Below are 21,382 nucleotides of genomic sequence, written 5' to 3' on the forward strand. Positions count from 1 at the left end.
AGCGCCGGGCCGTGCCACGGCCCCGCGGGCCGGCCGCGCGTGTGTGCCCGGGGCGTGAGCCGACGTAGCGGCGGGCTCCCCAGCCGAGCACCGCCTCGGCCAGCAGCAGCCCCAATCCTGCCTCGACATGGCCGAGTTGCTCGGCGGCGTGCCGGCAGTGGCGGCACTCGGCGAGATGCCGGCGGACGTCCGGCAGCAGCCCGCCGCCCCGCCGGATCGGCACGTCGAGGAGACGGTTGTAGAAGCGGCATTCCTTGCTCGGCGCGAGTTCCTGGTGGGCGCTCACGCAGCCTTCCCGGAATTTCTCCCGGGCGTGTTCCAGGGCGACGGTCGCGGTGTCCGCGGCCATGCCGAGCAAGGCGGCCGGAACGGTTATGGACTCGGCCTCGACCTCGGTGTGCCACAGCAGGCTCTGGGCGAGCGGCGGAAGAGACCGGAATGCGTGCTCGGCGAGTGCGCGGTTTTCGGGGGTCAGGGACTTCGTCGCGCGCATGCCGCGGCCCCCCGCGGGTTTCCCGAGGTCCGGCAGGGACGCGGCCATGCGCGGGTCGGCGGACCAGTTCCCGACCGTGTCGCGGACGGCGACCAGCAGCCGGGGCCGCAGCGCGTCGGCGCTCTCGCCCAGTGCCACCAGGTCCAGGACCTGGTGGAAGGCGGCGGCGGTGACCAGGTGGGCGAGGCTGCCCGGGGTCGCGAGGCAGATCGCCGCGTAGTCCTGGGCGGACTGCCAGTGCCGTGCCATCAGCAGTCCGGCGGATCGGGCGGCCTCCGCGTCCGAGCCGGCGCGCAGCGGGGCGGCGAGGGACTCGTCCGATTCTCCGGGTGCTGCGCCCGGCGGCGGATACGGAGGACGAGGGGGGTGGGGGGTGAGCACGGAGCGGATTCCTTTGGTACGTACGGGGTGACCCTGTTGCGCGCGCGGGGAGCGGGAATTCACCGGTGTCTCATCGGCCCCGGTCCGGTTCCTCGGTGGTGGAATGAGGCCCGGCCGTTTCCCCCCGCACGGGCCGGTTCACCCTTGCACAACTCCCACACAACCAACAAGGCGCTCGTGCAACATCGGCCGCTTTGAAAGAAGGTCAGAATCCCTGTGGAAAGCGGGCGTTCGCCTGCGGCCGGGGTGCGGGCGTGCGCCCCGTGTGAAGCGCGTGCACGCGTCGGTCCGGCGCACACGCTCCCACCGCGGTCGGCCGGCTGGTCCACTGGGAACCGGCCCTCCTCGAAGGCCCCACGCGGGACGGCGGCTCTCCCGCGCGAAAGCCGGCCGCCGACCCCGTTCCTCCCGCCCTCGGTCGGCGGCCCCGGGGCGGGGGGCCGGCGGCCGGGGAGCCGTTCCCCGCCGCCCCTGTGGCGGGGAACGCTCCCCCGCCGCCCCTGTGACGGGGGAACGCCCGCCGTTCCCGTCGACCGCCCGCCGTTCCCGTCGACCGCCCGGTGGCTCCGGCTCGCCCGCCCGCCGGGCTCACCGCTGCCAGGAGCGGATCCGGTCGGCCGCGGCGTACACGTCCGCCGTGCCGGACATCAGGTCGCGCGTGAGGTCGGCCAGGGCGCCGTACGGCGGGTCGATACCGACGCCGCCGGCGCACATGTAGGCCACGGCGGTGGCGCACACGAAGCGGGCGTTGGCCGACGGCAGGGGCCTGAGCAGGGTGAGGGTGTGCAGCAGGGCGGCGGCGCGCCAGGCCGGGTCGGAGTCCACGCCGAGCCGGGGCGGGTCGACGCGGTGCCGGGGCGGGTCGACGCGGTGCCGGGGCGGGTCGACGCGGTGCCGGGTCACGGCGGCGACCAGCGCGGAGAAGTCGTCGACCGTGGGCTGGTCCGGGAGTACTTCCTCATGCCGCTGGAGCAGCCAGGGCACATCGATATGGATGACGGACGGCATCGCTTCAGGCTGCCCGCGCCACACCCTTGGCAGGCGGTTCGTCGTCCGGGAACGCGGCGGCGAACTCGGCGGCGTGGGCGGCGAAGAAGCGGCGGAACGCCTCGGCGCCCTCCTGGAGTGCCCGGTGCCGGGCGATGTCCGCCGCGGCCGCCTCGCGCACGAATGCCTTCATCGACGTACCGCGCTCCTTGGCGATCTGCCGCAGATCCTCTAGCTCGCGTTCGCTGAACTCCACATTCGGAGCTGGCATGCCCGCACGGTACTCCCCGGGTCTTGCCGGTAAATATCCGCAGGTCGACTGCGGTCCGCCACGGTACCGCGGTGGGTGAGCGCCCTGTCCGATTTCCGCCGGTGACGCGGCGGTCCGCGCAGCAGACTCGTACCCGTGAGCAGAGGGAATCAGAAAACGCCAGAACACATCAGGACATACGGAAGACGAAGGAGCGGATCACGATGACGCTGTTCACCGTCCACGACAGCCCGCTGGGCGAGCTGCTGCTGACCGGCGAGGAGTCGGCCGGCGGCATCGCGCTCACCTCCCTGTCCCTGCCCGGGCAGCGCGGCGCGCCTCCGGCCCGGCCCGGCCCGCGCCGCGACGACCGGGCCTTCGCCGCGGCGACCACCCAGCTCGACGCGTACTTCGCGGGCCGGCTCACCCGGTTCGAGCTGCCGTCGGCCGCCGCCGGGAGCGCGTTCCGGCAGCGGGTGTGGCGGGCCCTGGAGGACATCCCGTACGGCACCACGACGACGTACGGCGCGCTGGCCGAGCGGCTGGACGTGCCACGGACGGAGGTCCGGGCGCTCGCCGCCGCCGTGGGCGCCAACCCGCTGCTGATCGTCCGCCCCTGCCACCGGGTGATCGGTGCCGACGGCTCGATGCGGGGCTATGCGGCCGGGGTCGAGCGCAAGGTGTGGCTGCTGACCCACGAGGGCGCGCTGCGGCCGCTGCCGGTCCACTGAGGCGGCGGCCGTGTTTCCCGCCGATGCCGAGATCCGCCGCCGTGTGGCGGACACCGACTGGGGCGCGCTCGCCGCGGAGCTGGACGCGCAGGGCAGCGCGGCCACGGCGGCGCTGCTGACGCCCGCCGAATGCCGCGAGCTGGCCGCCCTGTACGACAGGCCGGAGCTGTTCCGGACCACCGTCGACCTGGCCCGGCACCGGTTCGGCGCCGGCCAGTACCGCTACTTCACCCATGACCTGCCCGCTCCGGTGGCCGCGCTGCGTGCCGCGCTCTATCCGCGGCTGCTGCCGGTCGCCCGCGACTGGGCGGCGCGGCTGGGCCGTCCGGCGCCGTGGCCGGATTCCCTGGATGAGTGGCTGACGCGCTGTCACGCGGCCGGCCAGGACCGGTCGGCGCAGATCCTGCTGCGCTACGGGCCGGGCGACTGGAACGCCCTGCACCGGGACGTGTTCGGCGAGCTGGTCTTCCCGCTCCAGGTCGTCGTCGCCCTCGACGAGGCGGGCGGCGACTACACCGGGGGCGAGTTCCTGATGGTCGAGCAGCGGGCCCGGGCCCAGTCCCGGGGCACCGCGACCGTGCTCCGGCAGGGCCACGGTCTGGTCTTCACCACCCGGGACCGCCCGCTGCGCACCCGACGCGGCTGGTCGGCCGGCGCGCTGCGGCACGGCGTGAGCCCGGTACGCTCCGGCCGCCGCCACACACTGGGCCTGGTCTTCCACGACGCGACATAGACCCGTCCCCCGCGACGTAGACCCGTCCCCCGCGATACAGACCCGTCTCCCGCGATGGGAGCGCTCCCAGATGCGGACGCCGGACATGCCGTTCTCACCACCGGCCGGCCCCGGGACGTGCACACGCGCACACGCACCGGCGGCGAGAAGCAGGCACACGCCTGGCCGGCCCGGTTGGCCCCGGTCACCGACGGCGACGGGCGGGTACGGGGCGTGTGCCTGGCCGCCCACGATTTCACCGAGAGCCGGCTGGCCCGGGAGCGGCTGCAACTCGTCAACGAGGCGAGCGTGCGCATCGGCACCACCCTGGACGTCACCCGCACGGCGCAGGAACTCGCGGACGTGTGCGTGCCCGCGCTCGCCGACTTCGTCAGCATCGACCTGCTGGATCCGCGCGGACACGGCGACGAGCCGCCGCGGCGGATCACCGCGCCGGTCAGCCCCGGCTCACGTACCCGGGCCGTGCCGTGGGTGCGGTCAGCGTGGCGGCAGCCAGGGGGTGGCGATGCGCGTTCCGGTCACGAGGGGTCTCCTGGTCGGTCTTCCGTGACGCGGATGATCGTCTTGCCCGGGGTGCGCTTGCCGGGGGCGAACGCGGCGGGAGCCTCGGCGAGCGGCCGCACCGCACCGACGACCGGCTTGAGCCTGCCGTCCCTCAACCGCGTGGCGAGATCGGCGAGCCGGGCGCGGTCGGGTTCGACGACGAAGAAGACCGCCCGCCCGTCCTTGGGCCGGACCTTGGGCGGCATGACGATGGTGACCAGCGTGCCACCGGCCCGGACCAGGGCGGCCGAGCGGTCGAGGATGTCGCCGCCGATCACATCGAGCACGACGTCGGCCTCGCCGGCGTCCTCCAGTTTCTCCGCCTCAAGGTCGATGAAGGTGTCGACGCCGAGTGCCAGTGCCCTGTCCCGGTCGTAGGCCCGGCCGGTGCCGATGACGCGGGCGCCGGCCTCGCGGGCGAGCTGTACCGCGATCGAGCCGACGCCGCCCGCGGCACCGTGGATCAGGACGGTCTGGCCTGTGGTGAGGTGGCCGTGGTCGAACAGGCCCTGCCAGGCGGTCAGCCCGGAGATCGGCAGCGCGGCGGCCACGGTGTGGTCGATGCCCGTCGGCAGCGGGGCGAGGTTACGGGCCTCCACCGCGGTGTACTCGGCGAGCGCACCGTTACGGGTCCAGTCGGTCAGGCCGAACACCCGCTGTCCGACGCTCAGGCCGGTGGTGCCGTACCCCAGCTCCACGACGACACCGGACAGTTCGTGCCCGGGCACGCTCGGCGTCCGGTCGCGGCCGGCGCGATCGGTCCAGGTGGCGGGCCAGTCCAGCTCGCCACGGGTGAAGCCGGCGGCGTGCACCCGCACGATGACGTCGTTCTCGGCCGCATGGGGGCAGGGCATGTCCGTCAGGGACAGCCCGGCAAGACCGGCGTCACGGTCTCGCACAGTGATGGCTCGCATAGAGGTCCTTACTGTGAGGAGGGACGACCCGGGCGCACAGCCCGCTCGCGCGCGGGGCACATGGCGGCCGCAGGTGGATGTATGCCGTTCTGCATGGTCGATCTCACCTGCCCGCGTGTTCCTTCGTCGTTGTGCGCGGGCCGCAGACCGTCCGGGCCCGTGCCCGTTGCCCGTCAGCTCGGCCAGGGAGCGCCGATGATGCGCTCGACCATGGTGGTGCGACGGAAGCCGGGAACGAAGTGCTCCAGCACATCCGCGTTCACGGTTCCGTTCGTGGTCTCCGGGCGGTGCTTGAGTCCGTCGACGAACGCCTGCAAGAACTCGTTCTTGAAGTCGCCCCGCGGATGGACGGCGGTGATCTCGTCCACCTGGCTGCGATCCAGCTCGTCCAGATCCCGGCCGAGCGCGTCGGTCAGCACCCCGGCATGCGTGAGGGCGATCTCCGGGCCCATCCGCCCGGGAACCTCCGGGGTCGTGTGCAGTGCGATCGCCGTCCACACCACATCGGCGGCCGTGGTGGGGAAACCGTGGTCGAGCATGAACTTACGCGCGTGGTCGGCTCCATCGATCTCGAAGCGCTGCTCCACGGCGGAGAACGGCGTCGAAAGGCCGGTGTCGTGAAACATGGCGGCCAGGTAGAGAAGCTCCGGGTCGGGCTCCAGGCCGAGCCTGCGAGCATGCATGACACCGAAGCCGAAAACGCGCCGGGAGTGGTGGTAGATGAGGGGGCCGGTCATCTTCCGCATGAGGCGGGTGGCTTCGGCGACCGCCGCCGTCCCAGGGACCTCCACCCCCGCGATGATCTCGCTCATGGCCTGTGCACCTTCCGCTAGCGGTGTGCTGCGCCTGGACCGCGTCCGTCTTCCACTCTGCCGACCACCCTGTGTCCGGCGCACCCTCGGTCCGGCCATGAGCCACCCGAATCCGGACAGGCGAGCAGCGGAAGTGGGGGCTCCGCCACGCATCGGGTCGCGTTCATCTGCACCGGAGCGTTCCTCCTCCTGCACCGGAGCGTTCATCCCGTCGCCGTCGGCCTCCTGGACGGCAAGCGTGCGACCACGCACCGGAAGGTCGCGCACGAGCCGGCCTCCCGCTACCGGGTCACCCGCGTCGAACCCGACGCGATCTGCGTCCGTGACAACACCACCTGCACCTCCCCGGGCGTGACCGCCGCCGTCCGGTTCTCCGCCCCCTTGCAAGGACCGCCGCCCCGGTCTCCGTCCCTGCGCGGAATCACCGACTTGATCACGGCGATTCCCGGGGGAAACCACTCACTCGGCGAACTCGCCAAGCACCTCGATGTGAGCCCTCGGCATCTCACACGGCTCTTTCACGACGAGCTGTCCCGGATTCCCGAATTACGAGAGCATGCGGAGAGTTTTCGTGAGGCGGTTGGCGATCAGCCCCGCCACCTCTCAGCCCTCCCGCCTCTCAGCCCCGCCGTCTATCAAGCCCCGCCACCTCTCAGCGCCGCTTCGGCACAGCGCGCCGAGCCACCGCGGAGCGGTCCGGGCACCGACCGCGGCTCAGGCGCTCAGCCAGGGACGGATCTGTTTGCGGGCCTCGTGCAGGCGGGACTTGAGGGTGCCGAGGGGGATGCCGATGCGGTCGGCGATCTCGGCGTACTCCAGCTGGCAGATGTCGCGGTAGACCAGCGGAGCGACCAGATCGGGGTGCTCGCGTTCCAGCCGCTCCAGCGCCTCCAGCAGGTCCACCCGGGAACCGGCGATCACACTGGTGGTCCGCGGGTCGACCTGCGCGGCCGGTTCGAGGGACGTGGGCTGTTCGGCGGCGCGGCGCTTGAGTTCGCGGTACTTCTGCCGGGCGGAGTTGGCGACGACCGTGTACAGCCAGGTGCTGAAGCGGCTGCGGCCCTCGAAGGTGGATATCTTCCGGGCGACCTGGAGGAGCGCGTCCTGGGCGGCCTCCTCCGCGTCCTCCCGGCACGGCAGGAAGCGTCCGCAGCGCCGCACGACCTCGGGCCGGATCTCGCTCAGCAGCCGGTCCAGGGCCGCCGGGTCACCGGCGGCGGCGCGCCGGGCGAGGTCTTCGGTCAGCGCCGGGTCGTGCACGGGAGGCCCCCTCGAAGTCGATCTCAGGGCAGGCATGATAGTCCCATGCAATCCAGCGAGCGGATCGGCCGCTACCGTCTCGAACGGCGTCTGGGCAGCGGCGCCTTCGGCACGGTGTGGCTCGCCCACGACGACCAGTTGGAGGCGCCCGTCGCGGTGAAGGTCCTCGCCGAGAACTGGTCGCACCGCCTCGACATCCACGACCGGTTCCTGTCCGAGGCCCGGCTGCTGCGCCGGGCCGACTCCAACCGGGTCGTGCAGGTCTACGACATCGGTGAACTGCCCGACGGCAGGCCGTACTTCGTGATGGAGTACGCCGACGGGGGCACCCTGGCCGAGCTGTCGGCCGCGGGCCCGGTGCCGGTGGCGCGGGCGCTGCGGCTGACGGCGCTGGCGGCGCGCGCCGCGGCGGCGCTGCACGAGGCGGGGATCGTGCACCGCGACATCAAGCCGAGCAATGTGCTGCTGCGCACCGCGCCGGACGGCAGCAGCCGGGTGCTGCTCGCCGACCTGGGGCTGGCCAAGAGCCTGGCCCAGGCATCCGGGCTCACCCTGGCCGCCGGTTCGGCCGGGTACCGGCCGCCCGAGCAGGCGGAACCGGGCGCGGGCATCGACGCGCGCGCCGACGTCTACAGCCTCGGCGCGGTCGGCTACGAACTGGTCACCGGCACCGTCCCGGCGGCTCCGGGCAAGGTGGTACGGCCCGAGCGGCTGCGTGCGGACCTCGACGAGGAGGCGGGGCGGGCCCTGATGCGCGCGCTGGAGCCGGACCGGGAGCGGCGCTGGCCGAGCGCGCAGGCGTTCGCGGAGGAACTGGACCGGCTGGCGGCACGGACGCCGAAGACTCCACCGCGCGGCCGGTTCGCCGGGGTCGGGAAGCGGTTCGGCACGCTCGCGCTGGCCGGCGCGGCGGCCCTGGCCGCCGGTGTCGCGGCCGTCGCCGTCACGCTGGTGACCCGGCAGTCCGCGCCGGACGCGGTGCGGGTCACGGACGCCACCGGCCGGATCGTGGCCGAGATCCCGTCCGGCTGGGCCCGTCGGCTGCGTGACTCCGGCTGGAATCCGCGGGCGCTCGGCCTGCGGTCCGGGCAGGAACCGGGGCTGGCGATCGCCGACGACCTGGCCCGGTGGCAGGACCTGACGGCGCCGGTGAACGGCGTGTTCATCGGCCTGAGCGAGCACGGCGCGGTGACGCCCGAGGTGAACGCCCTCGCCCACCCGGGCTGCCACTACGCCGGCAGCCGCGCCTTCACCGACGCGCGCTGGCGGGGCCGGACCCGGACCTGGGACGGCTGCGCCGGCGGCGGCTCGATCACGGAGACGGGGCTCGGCCCGGCGGACGGCGCGGCCGAGCCGCAGGTCTATGTCCAGGTCCGCGAGCACGGGAGCCCCGACGCGACGGACGGCGTACTTCGCTCGCTGCGGGTCACCTGAGCGCACGGCCCGGCATACTCGGCCCGCTCCGGGACACCCGAGGTCGGCGGGGGAACGGCGGGCCGGGAGAGAATTCCCGCGGGCCGCGAACTTTTTCCGCGGGCCGGACATCGGAGTGTGGTGACGGCGCACGGAGCGCCGCGGGCACGCGTCCGGCGCGCGCCCCGAAGATCCAGGAGTGTGGACAGACATGGCGTACACGTCCCAGACCTCGCACCGGGCGGCCCTGCTCGTGACCTCCGTCGCCGTGCTGGGCCTGCTGACCGCGTGCGGCGACGGCACCGGCACCCGGAGCGGTCCGCAGCAGTTCTCGGGTACGGCGGCGCCCGCGACCGGCGGTTCGACGACCGAGGACTCCACGGCGGACGGCACGCCGACGCGAACGCCGACGGCGGGCAGCGGGACCCCGGCCGGTGAGCCCTCCTCGCCGCCCGCCTCGCACGACGGCGCGAACAGCGCGGCGCCCCCCGCGTCCGGCGGCGGCTCGCGCTGTCACACCTCCGAGCTGAGCGCCTCCGTGGGCCGCAACAATCCGGGCGCGGGCCAGGAGAACTTCCCGATCGTCTTCACCAACACCTCCGCCCGTACCTGCACCGTGCGCGGCTACCCGGGCGCCGCCTTCGTGAACGCCTCCGGCGGCCAGCTCGGTCCCGACCCCAAGCGCACCTCCGGCACGTCCGCGACGGTGACGCTGAAGCCCGGTCAGCGCGCCTGGGCCGGGCTGACCTTCTCCAACCCGGAGATCAGCGGCGCCCGCACGGCGACGCCCGCCGCGCTGCTGATCACCCCGCCGGACGAGCGGGACCAGCTGAAGGTGGCGTGGACGGCGGGCGCGGTGCCGGTGTCCGGTAACGCCTCCGCCGTCTCCCTGACGGTCCTCGCTCCCGGAAGCGGCGCCTGACCGCCCGCTTCCCGCCCTGTGAACCTCGTCGTCCGGCCGCCGGACGGCAAGGTCGGCTCTTCGTGAGGGCCGGTCAGCGTCCCCGGTGACCGCCGCCGGAGCCGTATCCGCCTGCGCCGTACCAGCCGTCCCAGGAGCAGGTGCCGGGGTAGGGGTAGGAGTGGTGGCCGGCGCCGATGGTGCAGCGGCCGGCGGAGCCGGTGCCGGACGGTGTGGACCGCGGATCCGGCGTCGGCGTCCTGGTCGCCGACGGTGCGGGTGAGGCGGACGGGGCCGGCGCTGCCCCGCGCGGGGGCGCGGTGGTGGCCGTGGGCGAGGGCTGGCCGTCGGTGCCCCAGTTGACCGCCTGCATCCGCAGGTCGGACCGCGAGGTGTCGATCACCCAGCGCTGGGCGTCGCCGCCCGAGCGGGTCTTCACGACGAGGGCGCCCGACCCGTCGGTGGCGGCGGGGACGAGGGCCAGGTCCTGGTCCCAGCGGGGCACGAGGGCGCCCTGGAGGGTGAAGTCGTAGCGGACGTTCCTGGTGCGGGGCTGCGCCGCGCCCGCGCACGGCGCCAGCCGGACCGAGTAGCCGAGGTGGGAGTCGAGGCACAGGTCCGGGGCGGCGGCGTTGCGCAGCAGTCCGTCGCTCTCGTACGCCCACTGCTGGGACGCGGTCGAGGAGCACGGGGCCAGTTCGGCCTCCGCGCCGTCGACGGCCTTCTCGCCGGCGATGCCGACGCAGCGTCCAGAGGCGAGGTTGTGCAGCCTGCCGCGCAGGGTGCCCTGGGCGGTCGCGCTCGACCCGATCCAGGACGGGTCGGACGAAGCGGAGCCCGAGCCGGGTGTCCGGCCGGGCTCTGTGCCGGGGCCGGGGGCGATGTCGTGGCCGGGGCCGAGGACGGACCACAGGACGAACGGCAGCACGACCAGCGTGCTCACGGTCGTCGCGGCCAGGGTGAGGTTGCGCCGGCGGACCCGGCGGGCCGCGCGCTCGGCCGAACGTGCGGCACGGGCGCGGGGCGCGGACGGCTCCGGACGGCCGGACGCACCGCCGCCGAAGGGGCGGCGGGGTGCGGCGCGGCGCCCCGACCGCCCACGGCCGCCGGCTGTCGCCTCGGCTCCGGCGCCCGGCGGGGACTCGGCCGGTGCGCCCGCCGGCGGGCCGAAGGACTCGCCTCCGGGCGGCCCGGCCGGCGGGTGCGGTGCGGGCCGGTCCCCGGCGGGCGCCTCGGCCGGTCCGACCCGAGAGGCGACGTACTCCTGGGCGCCCCAGCCGAGCACGGCCTCGGCCAGGGCGATGCCGAGCAGCCCGTTGAACTGGTTGAGCTGGTCGGCGGTGTGCCGGCAGTGTCCGCAGCCGTCCAGGTGCTGTCCGAGGTCCGGGTCGACGTCGACGCCGCCGCGCCGGTAGGTGACGTCGAGCATCCGGACGTAGCGCAGGCACTCCTCCTGCGGGGCGAGTTCGCGGTGCACCTGTAGGCACTCCTCGCGCAGCCGCTCCCGGGCCCGCCGCAGTTCCACGTCGGCGACCCGCTCGTCGAGGCCCAGCAGGGCGACCGGCACCGCGAGCGGTTCCGCCTCGACCTCGGTGTGCCACAGCAGGGCGCGGGCGGTCTGCGGCAGCCGCTGGAACGCCCGGGACAGCAGGCGCCGGTCCCGAGGCGGCAGCAGCCGTGCCGCGGTCCGCTCCCCGTCGGTGGCAAAGGAGGAGCGCAGCGCGGCATGGAGCAGTTCCTGGCGTCCGTCGCCGTCCCACTCGGCGGCGATGCGCCGCACGGTGACCAGCAGTTGGGGGCGCCACGCGGAGGTGGGTGGCCCCACTTGTCTGAGTGATTCGCCGAAGAGCCGGGTGAAGGCGGCCGTGGTGAGCATGCCGGCCGCGCGCGGCCCGTCGGTGCACAGCCGGGCGTAGCCGAACACCGCCTCCCAGTGCCGGTCGAGGAGTTCGCCCACGGGATGCGGTGCGGGCGTCGTCCCCGTCCACTTCCCCAGTTCGGTGCTCAACTGCTCGTCCGTGATGTCGAACGGTTGAGCGGAAACCGGGGAATTCGGCGGGCCTGCGTCTTTCACGGCTGCATTCCTCCCAGATGCCATGCGAAATAAGTCCGTACCAGGGGACGCGGCATCTCGAACGTCGGCCGTGCGCGGCCTTTTTGACAGAAAATCAATGGTCCGCAGCGCCGCACGGCACACCTTGGCACAGGGCCTCATGTCAGAACAAGGGATTCCAGGTTTTTGGCATTCATCGGCGGGGCACCGGAAATTGACGCAAAGTCAGGGTGCAGCATTTGCCGGTTGTCGCCGGGCGACGACCGAATTAAGTCCCGATAGGCGGTCTGACCGCGGTGCCCTCCGCCGGCCGGTCCGTGCGGCGGGGACCCCGCGCCGCACGGACAGCCCCACCGACCGTCAGTGGCCGCTGATGGCGTGCGGGGCGTAGGACCGCTCCAGTTCCTCGATCTCCTTGTCGGTCAGCTCCAGTTCCACCGCGGCGACCGCGTCCTGAAGGTGCTGCGGCTTGGCCGCGCCGACGATCGGCGCGGTCACCGTGGCCCGGTGCAGCAGCCAGGCCAGGGCGATCCGGGCCCGTGGCACCTCCCGCTCGGCGGCGATCCGGCCGACGGCCTCGACGATCGAGCGGTCGCTGTCCAGGTAGAGCCGGCTGCCGAAGGTGTCGTTGGCGCTGCGCTCGGTGACGGCGTCCCAGTCGCGGGTGAGCCGGCCGCGGGCGAGCGGGCTCCAGGGCAGCACGCCCACACCCTGGTCCGCACAGAGCGGAAGCATCTCCCGTTCCTCCTCGCGGTAGATCAGGTTGTAGTGGTTCTGCATGGACACAAACCTGGTCCAGCCGTGCCTGTCCGCCGTGTACTGGGCCTTGGAGAACTCCCACGCGTACATCGAACTGGCCCCGATGTAGCGCACCTTGCCCGCCTTGACCAGGTCGTGCAGCGCCTCCATGGTCTCCTCGACAGGCGTGTCATGGTCGTAGCGGTGGATCTGGTACAGATCGACGTAGTCGGTGCCGAGCCGGGTGAGACTGTGGTCGATCTCCGACATGATCGCCTTGCGGGACAGCCCGCCCCCGTTGGGTCCGGGCCGCATCCGGCCGTGCACCTTGGTGGCCAGCACGATCTCGTCGCGCCGGGCGAAGTCGCGCAGCGCCCTGCCGACGATCTCCTCGCTGGTGCCGTCGGAGTAGACGTTCGCGGTGTCGAAGAAGTTGATGCCCGCCTCCAGCGCCTGCCGGATCAGCGGACGGGCGGCCTCCTCGCCGAGGGTCCACTCGTGGACGCCGCGGTCCGGCTCCCCGTAGGTCATGCAGCCCAGACAGATCCGCGACACGTCCAGGCCCGTCGAACCGAGCTTCACGTACTGCATCGTTGCTGCTCCTGCCTTCGGGACGGTTACCTCCTCGGAGCGTACGGCGTCGCCACCTCCCGACTTGACTGCGGCCGGGCGCGCGGGTTTTGATCGTGATCATGTGTCCGGCGCCCCGCGCGGACACCCAGAGGTGCGCCCAGCCGGTGACGGACACGTTCTCAGCCCGGCCGAAGTCGCCAGGACCGCCCCACGGGTCCGAGGCGGGGCCGTACCCGCGATGGATGGAGCGGTCATGCCCGCGAAGGGTGCACTCCGCGTCGCAGGTCCCGCGACGGCCGTCGGCGCGCGGCTCGTGGCCACGGTCGTCACGGCGGCCCTGCTGCTGGCCGGCTGCGGATCCTCGGCGGAGTCCGAAAAGACCCGGCCCGATTCCGGCCGTGCGTCGTCCGGGATACGGCTTCCGCCGCGGCACGCCGGCTTCGACTACCAGCTCGGCGGCGCCTATCAGCCCCCGGCCGGCGTCCGCGTCGTCAGCCGTGACCGCACGGACCCGCCCGCGCCCGGCCTGTACAACATCTGCTACGTCAACGCCTTCCAGGCCCAGCCGGACGAGGCCGACGCATGGCCCGCCGGCCTGCTGCTGCGGGACGCCCACGGCAAGGTCGTCGTGGACGAGGACTGGGACGAACCGCTGCTCGACATCGGCACCGAGGCCAAGCGTGCACGGGTGGCCGAGCGGGTGAACCGCTGGATCGACGGCTGCGCCGACCAGGGGTTCGACGCGGTCGAGCCGGACAACTACGACAGCTACACCCGGTCCCAGAAGCTGCTGACCGCCGAGGACGCGACCGCGTTCATCACCCTGCTGTCCCGGCACGCGCACGCCCGGAACCTGGCCATCGCGCAGAAGAACACCCTGGAACTGGCCGACCAGAGGCGGCGGGCCGGGCTCGACTTCGCGGTGGTGGAGGAGTGCGCCGAGTGGGACGAGTGCGGCGCGTACGCCGACGCCTTCGACGACCGTGTCCTCATCGTCGAGTACACGGACAAAGGACTGCGCAAGGCCCTCGCGGGCTTCGGCGACCGCCTCAGCATCGTCCGCCGGGACCTCGCGGTGTCGACTCCGGGCAGCGACGGCTACGTGCGCAAGGTCCGCTGACCCACGCCCTGCCCGGCGCACGGCTGGAGCGGCCCTAGGACTGCCCTAGGGCCGCTCCAGCAGGTCGAGGGCGCGTACCCACTCGAAGTCCGGCCTGTGACCCCTCGCATCGGGTTCCCCGGTGTACGGCTCGCCGATGCGTACGCCCATGGCGCGCAGCCGCTCCAGGCTCGCCCGGTAGGCGGGATGCGCGGCCAGCGCGTCGCCCACGCAGGGCAGGACGGCGATCGGCACGCCCAGGCCGTACGCCTCGCACAGGGTGCCGAGCGCGAGGGTGTCCGCGATCCCCGCCGCCCACTTGTTGACGGTGTTGAAGGTGGCGGGCGCGACCACCACGGCGTCGGGCGGCGGGAAGGGGCGGGGCTCGCCGGGGGCGCGCCACGCGGAGCGGACGGGACGGCCGGTCTGCGCCGCGACGGCACCGGCGTCGAAGAAGCCGCCCAGGGCGTTCGGGGTGGCCGTGACGCCGACCGCCCAGTTCCGCTCCTGGGCGGCGGTGATCAGTTTGCCTACGCCCGCGGCGATCCCGGCCGCGCACACGACGAGCTGGAGGAAGGGCTTCTCGTCCGGTTCGGTCATCCGGGCACCCTACGCCGCCGCGGGCCCGGCCGGTCCGGGGTCAGGCCGGCTGATCGGTGACCGTGATGGCGCCGACCGGACAGGCGCGGGCGGCGTCGCGGACCAGGGGGTCGCCGCCGCCGTCCTGCCGGCCTGGCAGCAGCGTGCTGAAGCCGTCGTCGTCCTGGGTGAAGACGTTCGGGGCGGTCAGCGCGCACTGACCCGCGCCGATACAGACGTCCCTGTCGATGTCGATGTCGATGTGCATGGCACAAGCCTCTTACCAGGTCACGGGGAGTTCCAGCATCCCCTGGATCGTGTCGCCGGGCTTGAACGGGATCTCGTCCGCCGGCGCGCCCAGACGGAGCGTGGGCAGCCGTTCGAACAGGGCGGCCAGGGCGATCTCCAGCTCGGTGCGGGCGAGGTTCTGGCCGAGGCACTGGTGGATGCCGAAGCCGAAGGCGACGTGGTGGCGGGCCGAGCGGTGCCAGTCGAGCGTGTCCGGTCCGGGGTAGGCGTCCGCGTCGCGGTTGATCACCGAGGTGGAGAAGACCACGCCGTCGCCGGCCCGGATGGTGGTGCCGGCCACCTCGATGTCCTCGGTGGCGAGCCGCAGCAGCCCGTCCGCGATGGACAGCATCCGCAGCAGTTCCTCGACCGCGGCGGGCAGCAGGGAGGGGTCGGCGCGCAGTTCGGCGAGCCGCTCGGGGTGCTGGAGCAGCGTGTAGGTGCCGAGCGAGATCATGTTGGCGGTGGTCTCGTGGCCGGCGACCAGCAGGATGATCGCGAGGGCGATCAGCTCCTTGCGGTCCGGGGTGCCCTCGCGCGCCTGCTGCTCGACCAGTTCGTCCAGCAGGCCCTCGCCGGGCTTCTCGCGCTTGCGGTCGATCAGGTCACCGAGGTATTCCTCCAGCCGGGCCCGGGCGTCCCGTGCCGCCTCGGCCGTGGGGCCGCGCAGCAGCAGCCGGGACTGCTCCTCGAAGAACTCGTGGTCGGCGTAGGGAACGCCGAGCAGCGCACAGATCACCATGGAGGGCACGGGCAGCGCGAACGCGCTGACCAGTTCGGCGGGCGGCCCCTGGGCGATCATCCGGTCCAGCAGGTCGTCGACGATGCGCTGGATGCTCGGCCTGAGCGCGGTGGCCCGCTTGAGCGTGAAGCTGGGGACCATCATCCGGCGCTGGTCCCGGTGCTCGGGGTCGTCGACGCCGATGAGGGCCGTCGTGACGTCGCGGATCGCGGCGAACCGGGATGTGGTGATGGGAAAGCCGGCACGGGTGCGGTTGCTGGACAGACGCGGGTCGGCCAGCAGGTCGCGGGCGAGGGCGTGCCCGGTGACGAGCCAGGCGGGGCGCCCGTCGTAGAGGGTGACGCGGGCCAGCGGCCGGGAGGCGCGCAGCGGGTCGTATCCGGCGGGCGGCTGGTAGGGACAGGTCCGGTCCTGTGGAAAGGCGACGGGCTCCGACAATTCCGTCATGAAAGACCTCACAGACGAAGAGTGCTTCGTACCGATCTTCATTAGATGCCCGAGGCACCTAACGGGCGACGCAAAGTTCGGCCAGATCGGTTACCTGGGGAATCTGGCCGGGAAGCGACTCTTCCGTTTCGTGGCCCGGCGGCCCTCACGAGGGCGCCGGCCAACTGGAACCAGCCATTCCACGATAGTCCATCGCCCGCGGCGCGCTCTGGATGAAATCCGCGGTCACCGGTGTTGAACCGTGGTGTCAGTGAGCCTTTGTCGCGACGAGGAGGACGAAGAGCATGCCTCTTGACGGCGAGTACGAGCCCAGCCCCACCGCATGGGTCCGGGAGCAGGTCGAGTTGTACGAGGGGTCCGGTGGCACCGCGGGCACGACGCTGCGGGACACGGGGCTGCCCGTCATCGTGCTGACCACCCGGGGCGCCCGCAGCGGCAAGATCCGCAAGACGCCCCTGATGCGGGTCGAGCACGCGGGGCGGTACGCCGTGGTGGCCTCGCAGGGCGGTGCGCCCAAGCACCCGGTCTGGTACTTCAACATCACCACCGATCCACAGGTGGAACTGCAGGACGGGCCTCGCAAGCAGGACATGACGGCCCGGGAGGTCACCGGCGCGGAGAAGGCCGAGTGGTGGGAGCGGGCGGTGGCCGCGTATCCGCCGTACGCCGAGTACCAGGAGAAGACGTCCCGCGAGATCCCGGTCTTCGTCCTCGAACCGGTCGCCGGGAGCTGAATCCGGCCGGGCGTCGAAGCCATCCGGAAAATCTGCCGCCACAAGGCATGAACGAACCCCGGCCCGGGCACGTGTGCGTCAGGCCCCGCCGCGTTCCCCCGTCGCGGCGGGGCTTCACCGTACGCCCACGCGGAGGAGCCCTGCCCGCGCGCGAGAGCCCTCGACGGCCCCGACGACGGCCTGCGCGACGCGGGCCCACTCGGTGGCCACCCGATGGCAGGCGACGGCCGTGATGTGCGGGTGGGGATGCGCGGCGCGGGCCCCTGCCGGGCACATGTGGGGGAGACCCTCGGGTGGCGGGGCGGACGCCCCGGCCCCAGGCCCCTGCCGGGCACGTGTGGGGGAGGCCCCGCGCGGCGGGACTTCGCCCTCCCTCCCCCACCCCGCCCGAACGGCCACACCCAGGGATCCGAGCGTGGGAGCGGTTGATGGCCCCGACGACGCCCTGCGCGGCGCGGGCCCACTCGGTGGTCACCCGATGGCGGGCGGCGGCCGTCATGTGCGGGTGGGTGCTGCGCGGCACGCTGGGTGCGATCGAGGCGGCGGGCCACGGGCTGAGCGCCGCCGCCCGACCGCATCCGGCGCATTCTCCAGGACGTGCAGCCCCGACGGCCTGCCGCGTTCGCGGGGTCCGGGCCCTTGCGGGAGGACTTCGCCCTCCCTCCCCCGCCCCGGCCGAACGGCCACACCCGGGAACCCTGCGCCCGGCGATGTTCTGTGCAACAACTGGCGGTGCCCAGCGGGGCGCGGGCCGGTGGGGGGCTTTGTGGGGGTGGGGGAGTGTACGCGGCGTGGGGGGCGTGAGCAGTAATCCACATCACGGCGATCTTGCGGGATAGATCATTTAGGCTCTGGGCAGCCTCGTACTGCTTCCGGTCTCAACTTACCGGCCAGAAAGCTGAGTTCGAGGCGCGGGCAGCCGAAGCGGCCGCCCGCTCGCAGGGACAGGGGGACTCTGCGTTCCGTCTCCCCGAAAGGAATCGCATGCCGCAGGACGTCACCTTCGACCTGCCCTTCGAGACCCCCGTCAGCCCGCATCTGGAGTCCGCGCGATCCCGCCATCTGCGCTGGGTCTGGGACATGGGCCTGGTACGCAGCCAGGCCGGGTTCGCGGAGTACCGGTCCTGGGACCTGCCGCAGGCAGCCGCGCGCACCTATCCGCATGCCTCGGCCGACGACATGGTCGTCCTGATGAACTGGTTCTCGCTCGCCTTCCTCTTCGACGACCAGTTCGACACCGGCCGGCCGGACCGCGCCGACCGGATCGCGGAGGTGGCGCGCGAGCTGATCGTCACGCCGCTGCGCCCGGCCGGCACCCGGCCCCGGGTGGTCTGCCCGATCACCGTGGCCTGGGCGGAGGTCTGGCAGCATCTCTCGGATGGCATGTCCCTGACCTGGCAATCCCGGTTCGCCGCCTCCTGGGGACGGTTCCTCGTGGCGCACTGCGAGGAGGTCGACCTGGCGGCCCGCGGGCTGGCCGGAACGCTGACGCTCAACGAGTACACGGCCTTCCGCCGCCGCACGGTGGGCATCCACCACAGCATCGACGCGGGCGAGCGCAGCCGCCGCTTCGAGGTGCCGGCCGAGGTGCAGGCCCACCCGGTGATGGAGCGGATGCGCGATCTGGCCGCCGACACCATCGGGTTCATGAACGACATCCACTCCTTCGAGCGCGAGCGGCGCCGGGGCGACGGCCACAACCTGATATGCGTCCTGCAACGGGAGCGGGGCGGCTCCTGGCAGGACGCGGCCGACGAGGCGTACCGGATGACGACCGAGTGCCTACAGGAGTACGTCGCCCTGGAGGCGCGCGTACCGCGGATGTGCGACGACCTCGGCCTGGACGAGACGGGGCGGCAGCGGGTGCGGATGGGCGTGGAGGCCATCCAGCACTGGATCAACGGCAACTACGAGTGGGCGCTGACCACCGGCCGCTACGCGGCGGCCAAGGAGGGGCCGGCGGTGAACGCCGAACTGGCCGGGCGCGGCTCGGTGGACGATCTGCTCGCCGTGTGAAACGCCGCGGGGCCGCCGTCCGGTCGGACGGCGGCCCGCGCGCGTTTCAGGCGGTGAACTCCACCGGCAGGCTGTCCAGCCGGGACTCCCAGGTGGAGGCCGTCGAGGTGAGTTCCTGCGCCGGTACGGCCAGCCGCAGCCCGGGCAGCCGGTGCAGCAGCACATCGACGGCCGTCTCGATGATGCCCTGGCCGAGATTCTGCCCCGGGCACTCGTGCGGCCCGGCGCTGAACGCCAGATGCGACTGGTTGCCGACGACCGAGACGGTCGGGTCCGGGCGGATCTGCGGATCCGCGTTGCCCGCCGCGAGGCCGAGCACCAGCAGGTCGCCCTCCTTGACCGGGCAGCCGCCGAGTTCCAGGTCGGAGGTGGCGAACCGGCCCGGGAGCACGGCCAGCGGCGGGGTGTTCCACATGACCTCCTCCACCACGGAGGACATGTTCAGCTGCCCACTGACCAGTTCGGAGCGCCGCTCGGGGTAGGTGAGGACCAGTTGCAGGGCCCGTGCCAGCAGATTGCTGGTCATGGTGTGACCGGTGATCAGCACCAGCCGCAGATGGTTGACGAGTTCGTCCTCGTCCAGGTCGGCGGAGTGCTCGATGAGCCCGGAGGCGAAGTCGGGACCCGGTTCGGCGCGTTTGCGGGCCGCCAGCTCGGCGAGTACGCCCATGATCTTCTCGTTGTGCGCGAGCGCGTCAGCACCGCCCTTGAGGATCTGGTTGCTGGACTCGGCGAGACTGCGCCCCTCCCGCTCGGCCAGCCCGAGGACCCGGGTGAGGGCCAGCATCGGCAGATAGTCGGCGAAGTCCGTCACCAGGTCGGCGCGGCCCGCGTCCGCGAACGCGTCGATCTGCTTGTGCGCGAAGTGTGTGACATGCCGCCGGATGCCGCGGCCGGAGACGCCGAGGAGGTTGTCGGTGACCGCGCCGCGCAGCCTGCGGTGCGGCTCGCCGTCCTGGGAGACGCAGTCGGGTCGCCAGCCCAGCATCTGGATCAGCGGCGAGGTCTCGGCGACCCGGCCCTCCTGCCAGTCCCGCCAGATCCGTGAATCCCGGCTGAACTGGAGCGGGTTGTCGAGTACCCGCCGGTTCTCCCGGTAGCCGAGCACCAGCCAGGCGGGGATGTCGCCCTCCAGCAGGATCGGGGCGACCGTGCCGTGCTGCTCGCGCAGCCGCGCGTAGATGCCGTGCGGATCCCGCTCCGACTCCGGGCCGTACAGCCGGGTGACGCCCGCGCCGTGGGCGACCGGGCAGCCACCCGCGGCGCCGCTGCCGTGGGACTGGTCGTTCATCGGGACTCCACTGCGACGGCCGAGCGTTCCTGCAGATGACGGATGAGCGCGAGGAGCACATCACGGCTGGAGGCACGGTCGCGGGCGTCGCAGGCCACGACCGGGGTGTGCGGGGAGATGTCCAGGGCGTCCCGGATCTCCTCGACCGGGTGGTCCTTGGAGTCGGGGAAGACGTTGAGGGCGATGACGAACGGCACGTTCTGCCGTTCCATCTCCTCGATCGCCCGGAAGCTGGAGGCCAGCCGGCGGGTGTCCACCAGGACGATAGCCCCCAGCGCACCCTTGAACAGGCCGTTCCACAGGAACCAGAACCGCTCCTGGCCCGGGGTGCCGAACAGGTAGAGCATCAGGCTGTCGTTGAGGCTGATCTTGCCGAAGTCCAGGCTGACGGTGGTCTCGGCCTTGTCGGCGATGCCGATGAGATGGTCGTCGCCGACACTGGCCTGGGTGAGGGTCTCCTCGGTGGTGAGCGGCTTGATGTCGCTGACGGAGCGGACCATGGTGGTCTTGCCGGTGCCGAACCCACCGGCGATCATCACCTTGACCGAGCGGGTGCCTCCGGCGGCGGGCCGGCCGGATTGGTCAAAGCCTTTCAAGTCCACTGAGTACCTCCTGAAGGAGCGCGAGGTCGGGCCCGCGCCCGGCGTCGTGCGCCGGGATGGGATCACGGGCTTCGACGCGGCCTGCGTCCAGCAGATCCGCCAGCAGCACCGCGAGAATGTTGAAGGGCAATCCGAGATGGGCGCCGAGTTCGGCCACCGACAGCGGATCGCGGCAACGCCGGACAATCTCCTCGTGCTCGTGCTGCATGCCCGGGGCGGGGGCGGTGCGGGAGACGATGAGGGTCGCCACGTCGAGGCTCGACGCCGAACCGCCCGGCCTGCTGCGTCCCTTGGTCAGGACGTAGTAGCGCTCAAGGCCCTGGGGGTCCCCCCTGCCCGAGCGCGGCCGAGAGCTGGGGGGAGGGTCCGTGGGCCGGCGGGGAGCACTCATCCAGAGTGCTCCTCCAGGCGCGGAGTGGTACCGAGCAGCTCGCCCATGCGGCGGGCCAGGTCTCTCATCTGGTGGCCGAGCAGGCCCTGGTCGAGTCCTTCGCGGGCCAGCACGCCCAGATAGGTCTCGACGCCCGCGCGGACGACGAACAGATGCCCGCCGTCGACCTCGATCATCGCGAGCCGCAACTGGCCCGCGTACTTGGGGAACTGCTCGGCGACCGGCTGGGCGAGGGCCTGGAGGCCCGCCACCACCGCCGCGAAGCGGTCCACGTCGTCGGGGTCTTCGGCGCCGAAGGAAGTGATGGCCTTGCCGTCGCTGGAGGCCACGAGGGCGAAGCGGATCTCCGGGATGCTCTCCACCAGATCGCGCAGCGCCCAGCTCACGTCGGTTCCCTGTTGCGTCATGTGG

21 protein-coding genes and 2 pseudogenes are annotated in these 21,382 nt (G+C 72.6%); 8 read left to right on the plus strand and 15 right to left on the minus strand.

Annotated features, from left to right (window positions below; all coding sequences use genetic code 11):
• The 3 genes and pseudogenes from ABT245_RS18830 to ABT245_RS18840 all read right to left on the minus strand — a co-directional run.
• Window positions 1-874 (minus strand): annotated as a pseudogene (locus tag ABT245_RS18830) (hydrolase); the annotation flags it as partial.
• A gap of 588 nt (window positions 875-1,462) precedes the next feature.
• Window positions 1,463-1,882, minus strand: a complete 420-nt coding sequence (locus ABT245_RS18835) for a toxin Doc (protein ID WP_351734908.1) — start codon at window positions 1,880-1,882, stop codon at window positions 1,463-1,465.
• A 4-nt stretch (window positions 1,883-1,886) separates the two neighbouring features.
• Window positions 1,887-2,132 (minus strand): hypothetical protein, encoded by a 246-nt coding sequence (locus ABT245_RS18840; RefSeq protein ID WP_351734910.1) that lies wholly within the window; start codon window positions 2,130-2,132, stop codon window positions 1,887-1,889.
• 203 nt (window positions 2,133-2,335) lie between these two features.
• Between ABT245_RS18840 and ABT245_RS18845 the strand changes: the two genes are divergently transcribed.
• The 3 genes and pseudogenes from ABT245_RS18845 to ABT245_RS18855 form a co-directional block, all read left to right on the plus strand.
• Window positions 2,336-2,842, plus strand: a complete 507-nt coding sequence (locus ABT245_RS18845) for a methylated-DNA--[protein]-cysteine S-methyltransferase (RefSeq protein ID WP_351734912.1) — start codon at window positions 2,336-2,338, stop codon at window positions 2,840-2,842.
• A gap of 10 nt (window positions 2,843-2,852) precedes the next feature.
• Window positions 2,853-3,575, plus strand: coding sequence for a 2OG-Fe(II) oxygenase (locus ABT245_RS18850; RefSeq protein ID WP_351734914.1), 723 nt, complete (start codon window positions 2,853-2,855; stop codon window positions 3,573-3,575).
• Window positions 3,576-3,665: 90 nt separating this feature from the next.
• A pseudogene (locus ABT245_RS18855) lies at window positions 3,666-4,013 on the plus strand (PAS domain-containing protein); the annotation flags it as partial.
• A gap of 80 nt (window positions 4,014-4,093) precedes the next feature.
• On the opposite strand, the gene ABT245_RS18860 reads toward ABT245_RS18855, so the two are convergent.
• The 3 genes from ABT245_RS18860 to ABT245_RS18870 form a co-directional block, all read right to left on the minus strand.
• Window positions 4,094-5,032, minus strand: a complete 939-nt coding sequence (locus ABT245_RS18860; protein WP_351734916.1) for an NADP-dependent oxidoreductase — start codon at window positions 5,030-5,032, stop codon at window positions 4,094-4,096.
• A gap of 173 nt (window positions 5,033-5,205) precedes the next feature.
• Window positions 5,206-5,844, minus strand: coding sequence for an HD domain-containing protein (locus ABT245_RS18865; protein WP_351734918.1), 639 nt, complete (start codon window positions 5,842-5,844; stop codon window positions 5,206-5,208).
• A 714-nt stretch (window positions 5,845-6,558) separates the two neighbouring features.
• Window positions 6,559-7,104 (minus strand): RNA polymerase sigma factor, encoded by a 546-nt coding sequence (locus tag ABT245_RS18870; RefSeq protein ID WP_351734920.1) that lies wholly within the window; start codon window positions 7,102-7,104, stop codon window positions 6,559-6,561.
• 45 nt (window positions 7,105-7,149) lie between these two features.
• On the opposite strand from ABT245_RS18870, the gene ABT245_RS18875 reads away from it, so the two are divergent.
• Window positions 7,150-8,538 (plus strand): serine/threonine-protein kinase, encoded by a 1,389-nt coding sequence (locus ABT245_RS18875; protein WP_351734922.1) that lies wholly within the window; start codon window positions 7,150-7,152, stop codon window positions 8,536-8,538.
• 190 nt (window positions 8,539-8,728) lie between these two features.
• Window positions 8,729-9,439, plus strand: coding sequence for a DUF4232 domain-containing protein (locus ABT245_RS18880; RefSeq protein ID WP_351734924.1), 711 nt, complete (start codon window positions 8,729-8,731; stop codon window positions 9,437-9,439).
• Window positions 9,440-9,512: 73 nt separating this feature from the next.
• Here ABT245_RS18880 and ABT245_RS18885 read toward each other — a convergent pair whose 3' ends face one another.
• Window positions 9,513-11,492 (minus strand): RICIN domain-containing protein, encoded by a 1,980-nt coding sequence (locus ABT245_RS18885; RefSeq protein WP_351734926.1) that lies wholly within the window; start codon window positions 11,490-11,492, stop codon window positions 9,513-9,515.
• 339 nt (window positions 11,493-11,831) lie between these two features.
• Complete coding sequence (locus tag ABT245_RS18890; RefSeq protein ID WP_351734928.1) at window positions 11,832-12,800, minus strand: aldo/keto reductase; 969 nt, start codon at window positions 12,798-12,800, stop codon at window positions 11,832-11,834.
• Between the two features lie 235 nt (window positions 12,801-13,035).
• On the opposite strand from ABT245_RS18890, the gene ABT245_RS18895 reads away from it, so the two are divergent.
• Window positions 13,036-13,902 carry an endo alpha-1,4 polygalactosaminidase gene (locus tag ABT245_RS18895; protein ID WP_351734930.1) on the plus strand — a complete coding sequence of 289 codons (867 nt, stop codon included), beginning with the start codon at window positions 13,036-13,038 and terminating at the stop codon, window positions 13,900-13,902.
• 45 nt (window positions 13,903-13,947) lie between these two features.
• Here the strand turns inward: ABT245_RS18895 and ABT245_RS18900 are convergent, their stop codons facing one another.
• Genes ABT245_RS18900 through ABT245_RS18910 form a run of 3 tightly spaced genes read right to left on the minus strand, consistent with a single transcriptional unit; the run spans window position 13,948 to window position 15,937 of the window.
• Entirely contained in the window at window positions 13,948-14,481 is a 534-nt protein-coding gene (locus ABT245_RS18900) for a flavoprotein (RefSeq protein ID WP_351734932.1), read from the minus strand.
• A gap of 40 nt (window positions 14,482-14,521) precedes the next feature.
• Complete coding sequence (locus tag ABT245_RS18905; RefSeq protein WP_351734934.1) at window positions 14,522-14,728, minus strand: ferredoxin; 207 nt, start codon at window positions 14,726-14,728, stop codon at window positions 14,522-14,524.
• 12 nt (window positions 14,729-14,740) lie between these two features.
• On the minus strand, window positions 14,741-15,937 hold the full coding sequence (locus tag ABT245_RS18910) for a cytochrome P450 (protein ID WP_351734936.1): 1,197 nt from the start codon (window positions 15,935-15,937) through the stop codon (window positions 14,741-14,743).
• 284 nt (window positions 15,938-16,221) lie between these two features.
• On the opposite strand from ABT245_RS18910, the gene ABT245_RS18915 reads away from it, so the two are divergent.
• On the plus strand, window positions 16,222-16,671 hold the full coding sequence (locus ABT245_RS18915; protein ID WP_351734938.1) for a nitroreductase family deazaflavin-dependent oxidoreductase: 450 nt from the start codon (window positions 16,222-16,224) through the stop codon (window positions 16,669-16,671).
• Window positions 16,672-17,655: 984 nt separating this feature from the next.
• Window positions 17,656-18,687, plus strand: a complete 1,032-nt coding sequence (locus tag ABT245_RS18920; RefSeq protein WP_351734940.1) for a 7-epi-alpha-eudesmol synthase — start codon at window positions 17,656-17,658, stop codon at window positions 18,685-18,687.
• Window positions 18,688-18,733: 46 nt separating this feature from the next.
• Here the strand turns inward: ABT245_RS18920 and ABT245_RS18925 are convergent, their stop codons facing one another.
• From ABT245_RS18925 to ABT245_RS18940, 4 genes are read right to left on the minus strand one after another with little or no spacing between them, the layout of a single operon-like run.
• Window positions 18,734-19,978 (minus strand): cytochrome P450, encoded by a 1,245-nt coding sequence (locus ABT245_RS18925; RefSeq protein WP_351734942.1) that lies wholly within the window; start codon window positions 19,976-19,978, stop codon window positions 18,734-18,736.
• Window positions 19,975-20,580, minus strand: a complete 606-nt coding sequence (locus ABT245_RS18930) for a GTP-binding protein (RefSeq protein WP_351734944.1) — start codon at window positions 20,578-20,580, stop codon at window positions 19,975-19,977. The genes ABT245_RS18925 and ABT245_RS18930 overlap by 4 nt, the downstream gene beginning before the upstream one ends.
• On the minus strand, window positions 20,561-20,971 hold the full coding sequence (locus tag ABT245_RS18935; protein WP_351734946.1) for a DUF742 domain-containing protein: 411 nt from the start codon (window positions 20,969-20,971) through the stop codon (window positions 20,561-20,563). Before ABT245_RS18935 ends, ABT245_RS18930 begins: the two co-directional genes overlap by 20 nt.
• On the minus strand, window positions 20,968-21,378 hold the full coding sequence (locus ABT245_RS18940) for a roadblock/LC7 domain-containing protein (protein ID WP_030043913.1): 411 nt from the start codon (window positions 21,376-21,378) through the stop codon (window positions 20,968-20,970). Before ABT245_RS18940 ends, ABT245_RS18935 begins: the two co-directional genes overlap by 4 nt.
• Window positions 21,379-21,382: the final 4 nt, after the last annotated feature.

Origin of the sequence: Streptomyces sp. NPDC001508 (assembly GCF_040298665.1) — a bacterium.
GTDB lineage: Bacteria > Actinomycetota > Actinomycetes > Streptomycetales > Streptomycetaceae > Streptomyces.

What these genes read in the sequence shown, in the direction of transcription:
- ABT245_RS18915 (WP_351734938.1), top strand. Translation starts at nt 16,222, where the DNA reads ATGCCTCTTGACGGCGAGTACGAGCCCAGCCCCACCGCATGGGTCCGG.
- ABT245_RS18840 (WP_351734910.1), bottom strand. Translation starts at nt 2,132, where the DNA reads ATGCCAGCTCCGAATGTGGAGTTCAGCGAACGCGAGCTAGAGGATCTG.
- ABT245_RS18895 (WP_351734930.1), top strand. Translation starts at nt 13,036, where the DNA reads ATGCCCGCGAAGGGTGCACTCCGCGTCGCAGGTCCCGCGACGGCCGTC.
- ABT245_RS18920 (WP_351734940.1), top strand. Translation starts at nt 17,656, where the DNA reads ATGCCGCAGGACGTCACCTTCGACCTGCCCTTCGAGACCCCCGTCAGC.
- ABT245_RS18835 (WP_351734908.1), bottom strand. Translation starts at nt 1,882, where the DNA reads ATGCCGTCCGTCATCCATATCGATGTGCCCTGGCTGCTCCAGCGGCAT.
- ABT245_RS18865 (WP_351734918.1), bottom strand. Translation starts at nt 5,844, where the DNA reads ATGAGCGAGATCATCGCGGGGGTGGAGGTCCCTGGGACGGCGGCGGTC.
- ABT245_RS18860 (WP_351734916.1), bottom strand. Translation starts at nt 5,032, where the DNA reads ATGCGAGCCATCACTGTGCGAGACCGTGACGCCGGTCTTGCCGGGCTG.
- ABT245_RS18900 (WP_351734932.1), bottom strand. Translation starts at nt 14,481, where the DNA reads ATGACCGAACCGGACGAGAAGCCCTTCCTCCAGCTCGTCGTGTGCGCG.
- ABT245_RS18905 (WP_351734934.1), bottom strand. Translation starts at nt 14,728, where the DNA reads ATGCACATCGACATCGACATCGACAGGGACGTCTGTATCGGCGCGGGT.
- ABT245_RS18875 (WP_351734922.1), top strand. Translation starts at nt 7,150, where the DNA reads ATGCAATCCAGCGAGCGGATCGGCCGCTACCGTCTCGAACGGCGTCTG.
- ABT245_RS18880 (WP_351734924.1), top strand. Translation starts at nt 8,729, where the DNA reads ATGGCGTACACGTCCCAGACCTCGCACCGGGCGGCCCTGCTCGTGACC.
- ABT245_RS18910 (WP_351734936.1), bottom strand. Translation starts at nt 15,937, where the DNA reads ATGACGGAATTGTCGGAGCCCGTCGCCTTTCCACAGGACCGGACCTGT.
- ABT245_RS18940 (WP_030043913.1), bottom strand. Translation starts at nt 21,378, where the DNA reads ATGACGCAACAGGGAACCGACGTGAGCTGGGCGCTGCGCGATCTGGTG.
- ABT245_RS18890 (WP_351734928.1), bottom strand. Translation starts at nt 12,800, where the DNA reads ATGCAGTACGTGAAGCTCGGTTCGACGGGCCTGGACGTGTCGCGGATC.
- ABT245_RS18845 (WP_351734912.1), top strand. Translation starts at nt 2,336, where the DNA reads ATGACGCTGTTCACCGTCCACGACAGCCCGCTGGGCGAGCTGCTGCTG.
- ABT245_RS18935 (WP_351734946.1), bottom strand. Translation starts at nt 20,971, where the DNA reads ATGAGTGCTCCCCGCCGGCCCACGGACCCTCCCCCCAGCTCTCGGCCG.
- ABT245_RS18925 (WP_351734942.1), bottom strand. Translation starts at nt 19,978, where the DNA reads ATGAACGACCAGTCCCACGGCAGCGGCGCCGCGGGTGGCTGCCCGGTC.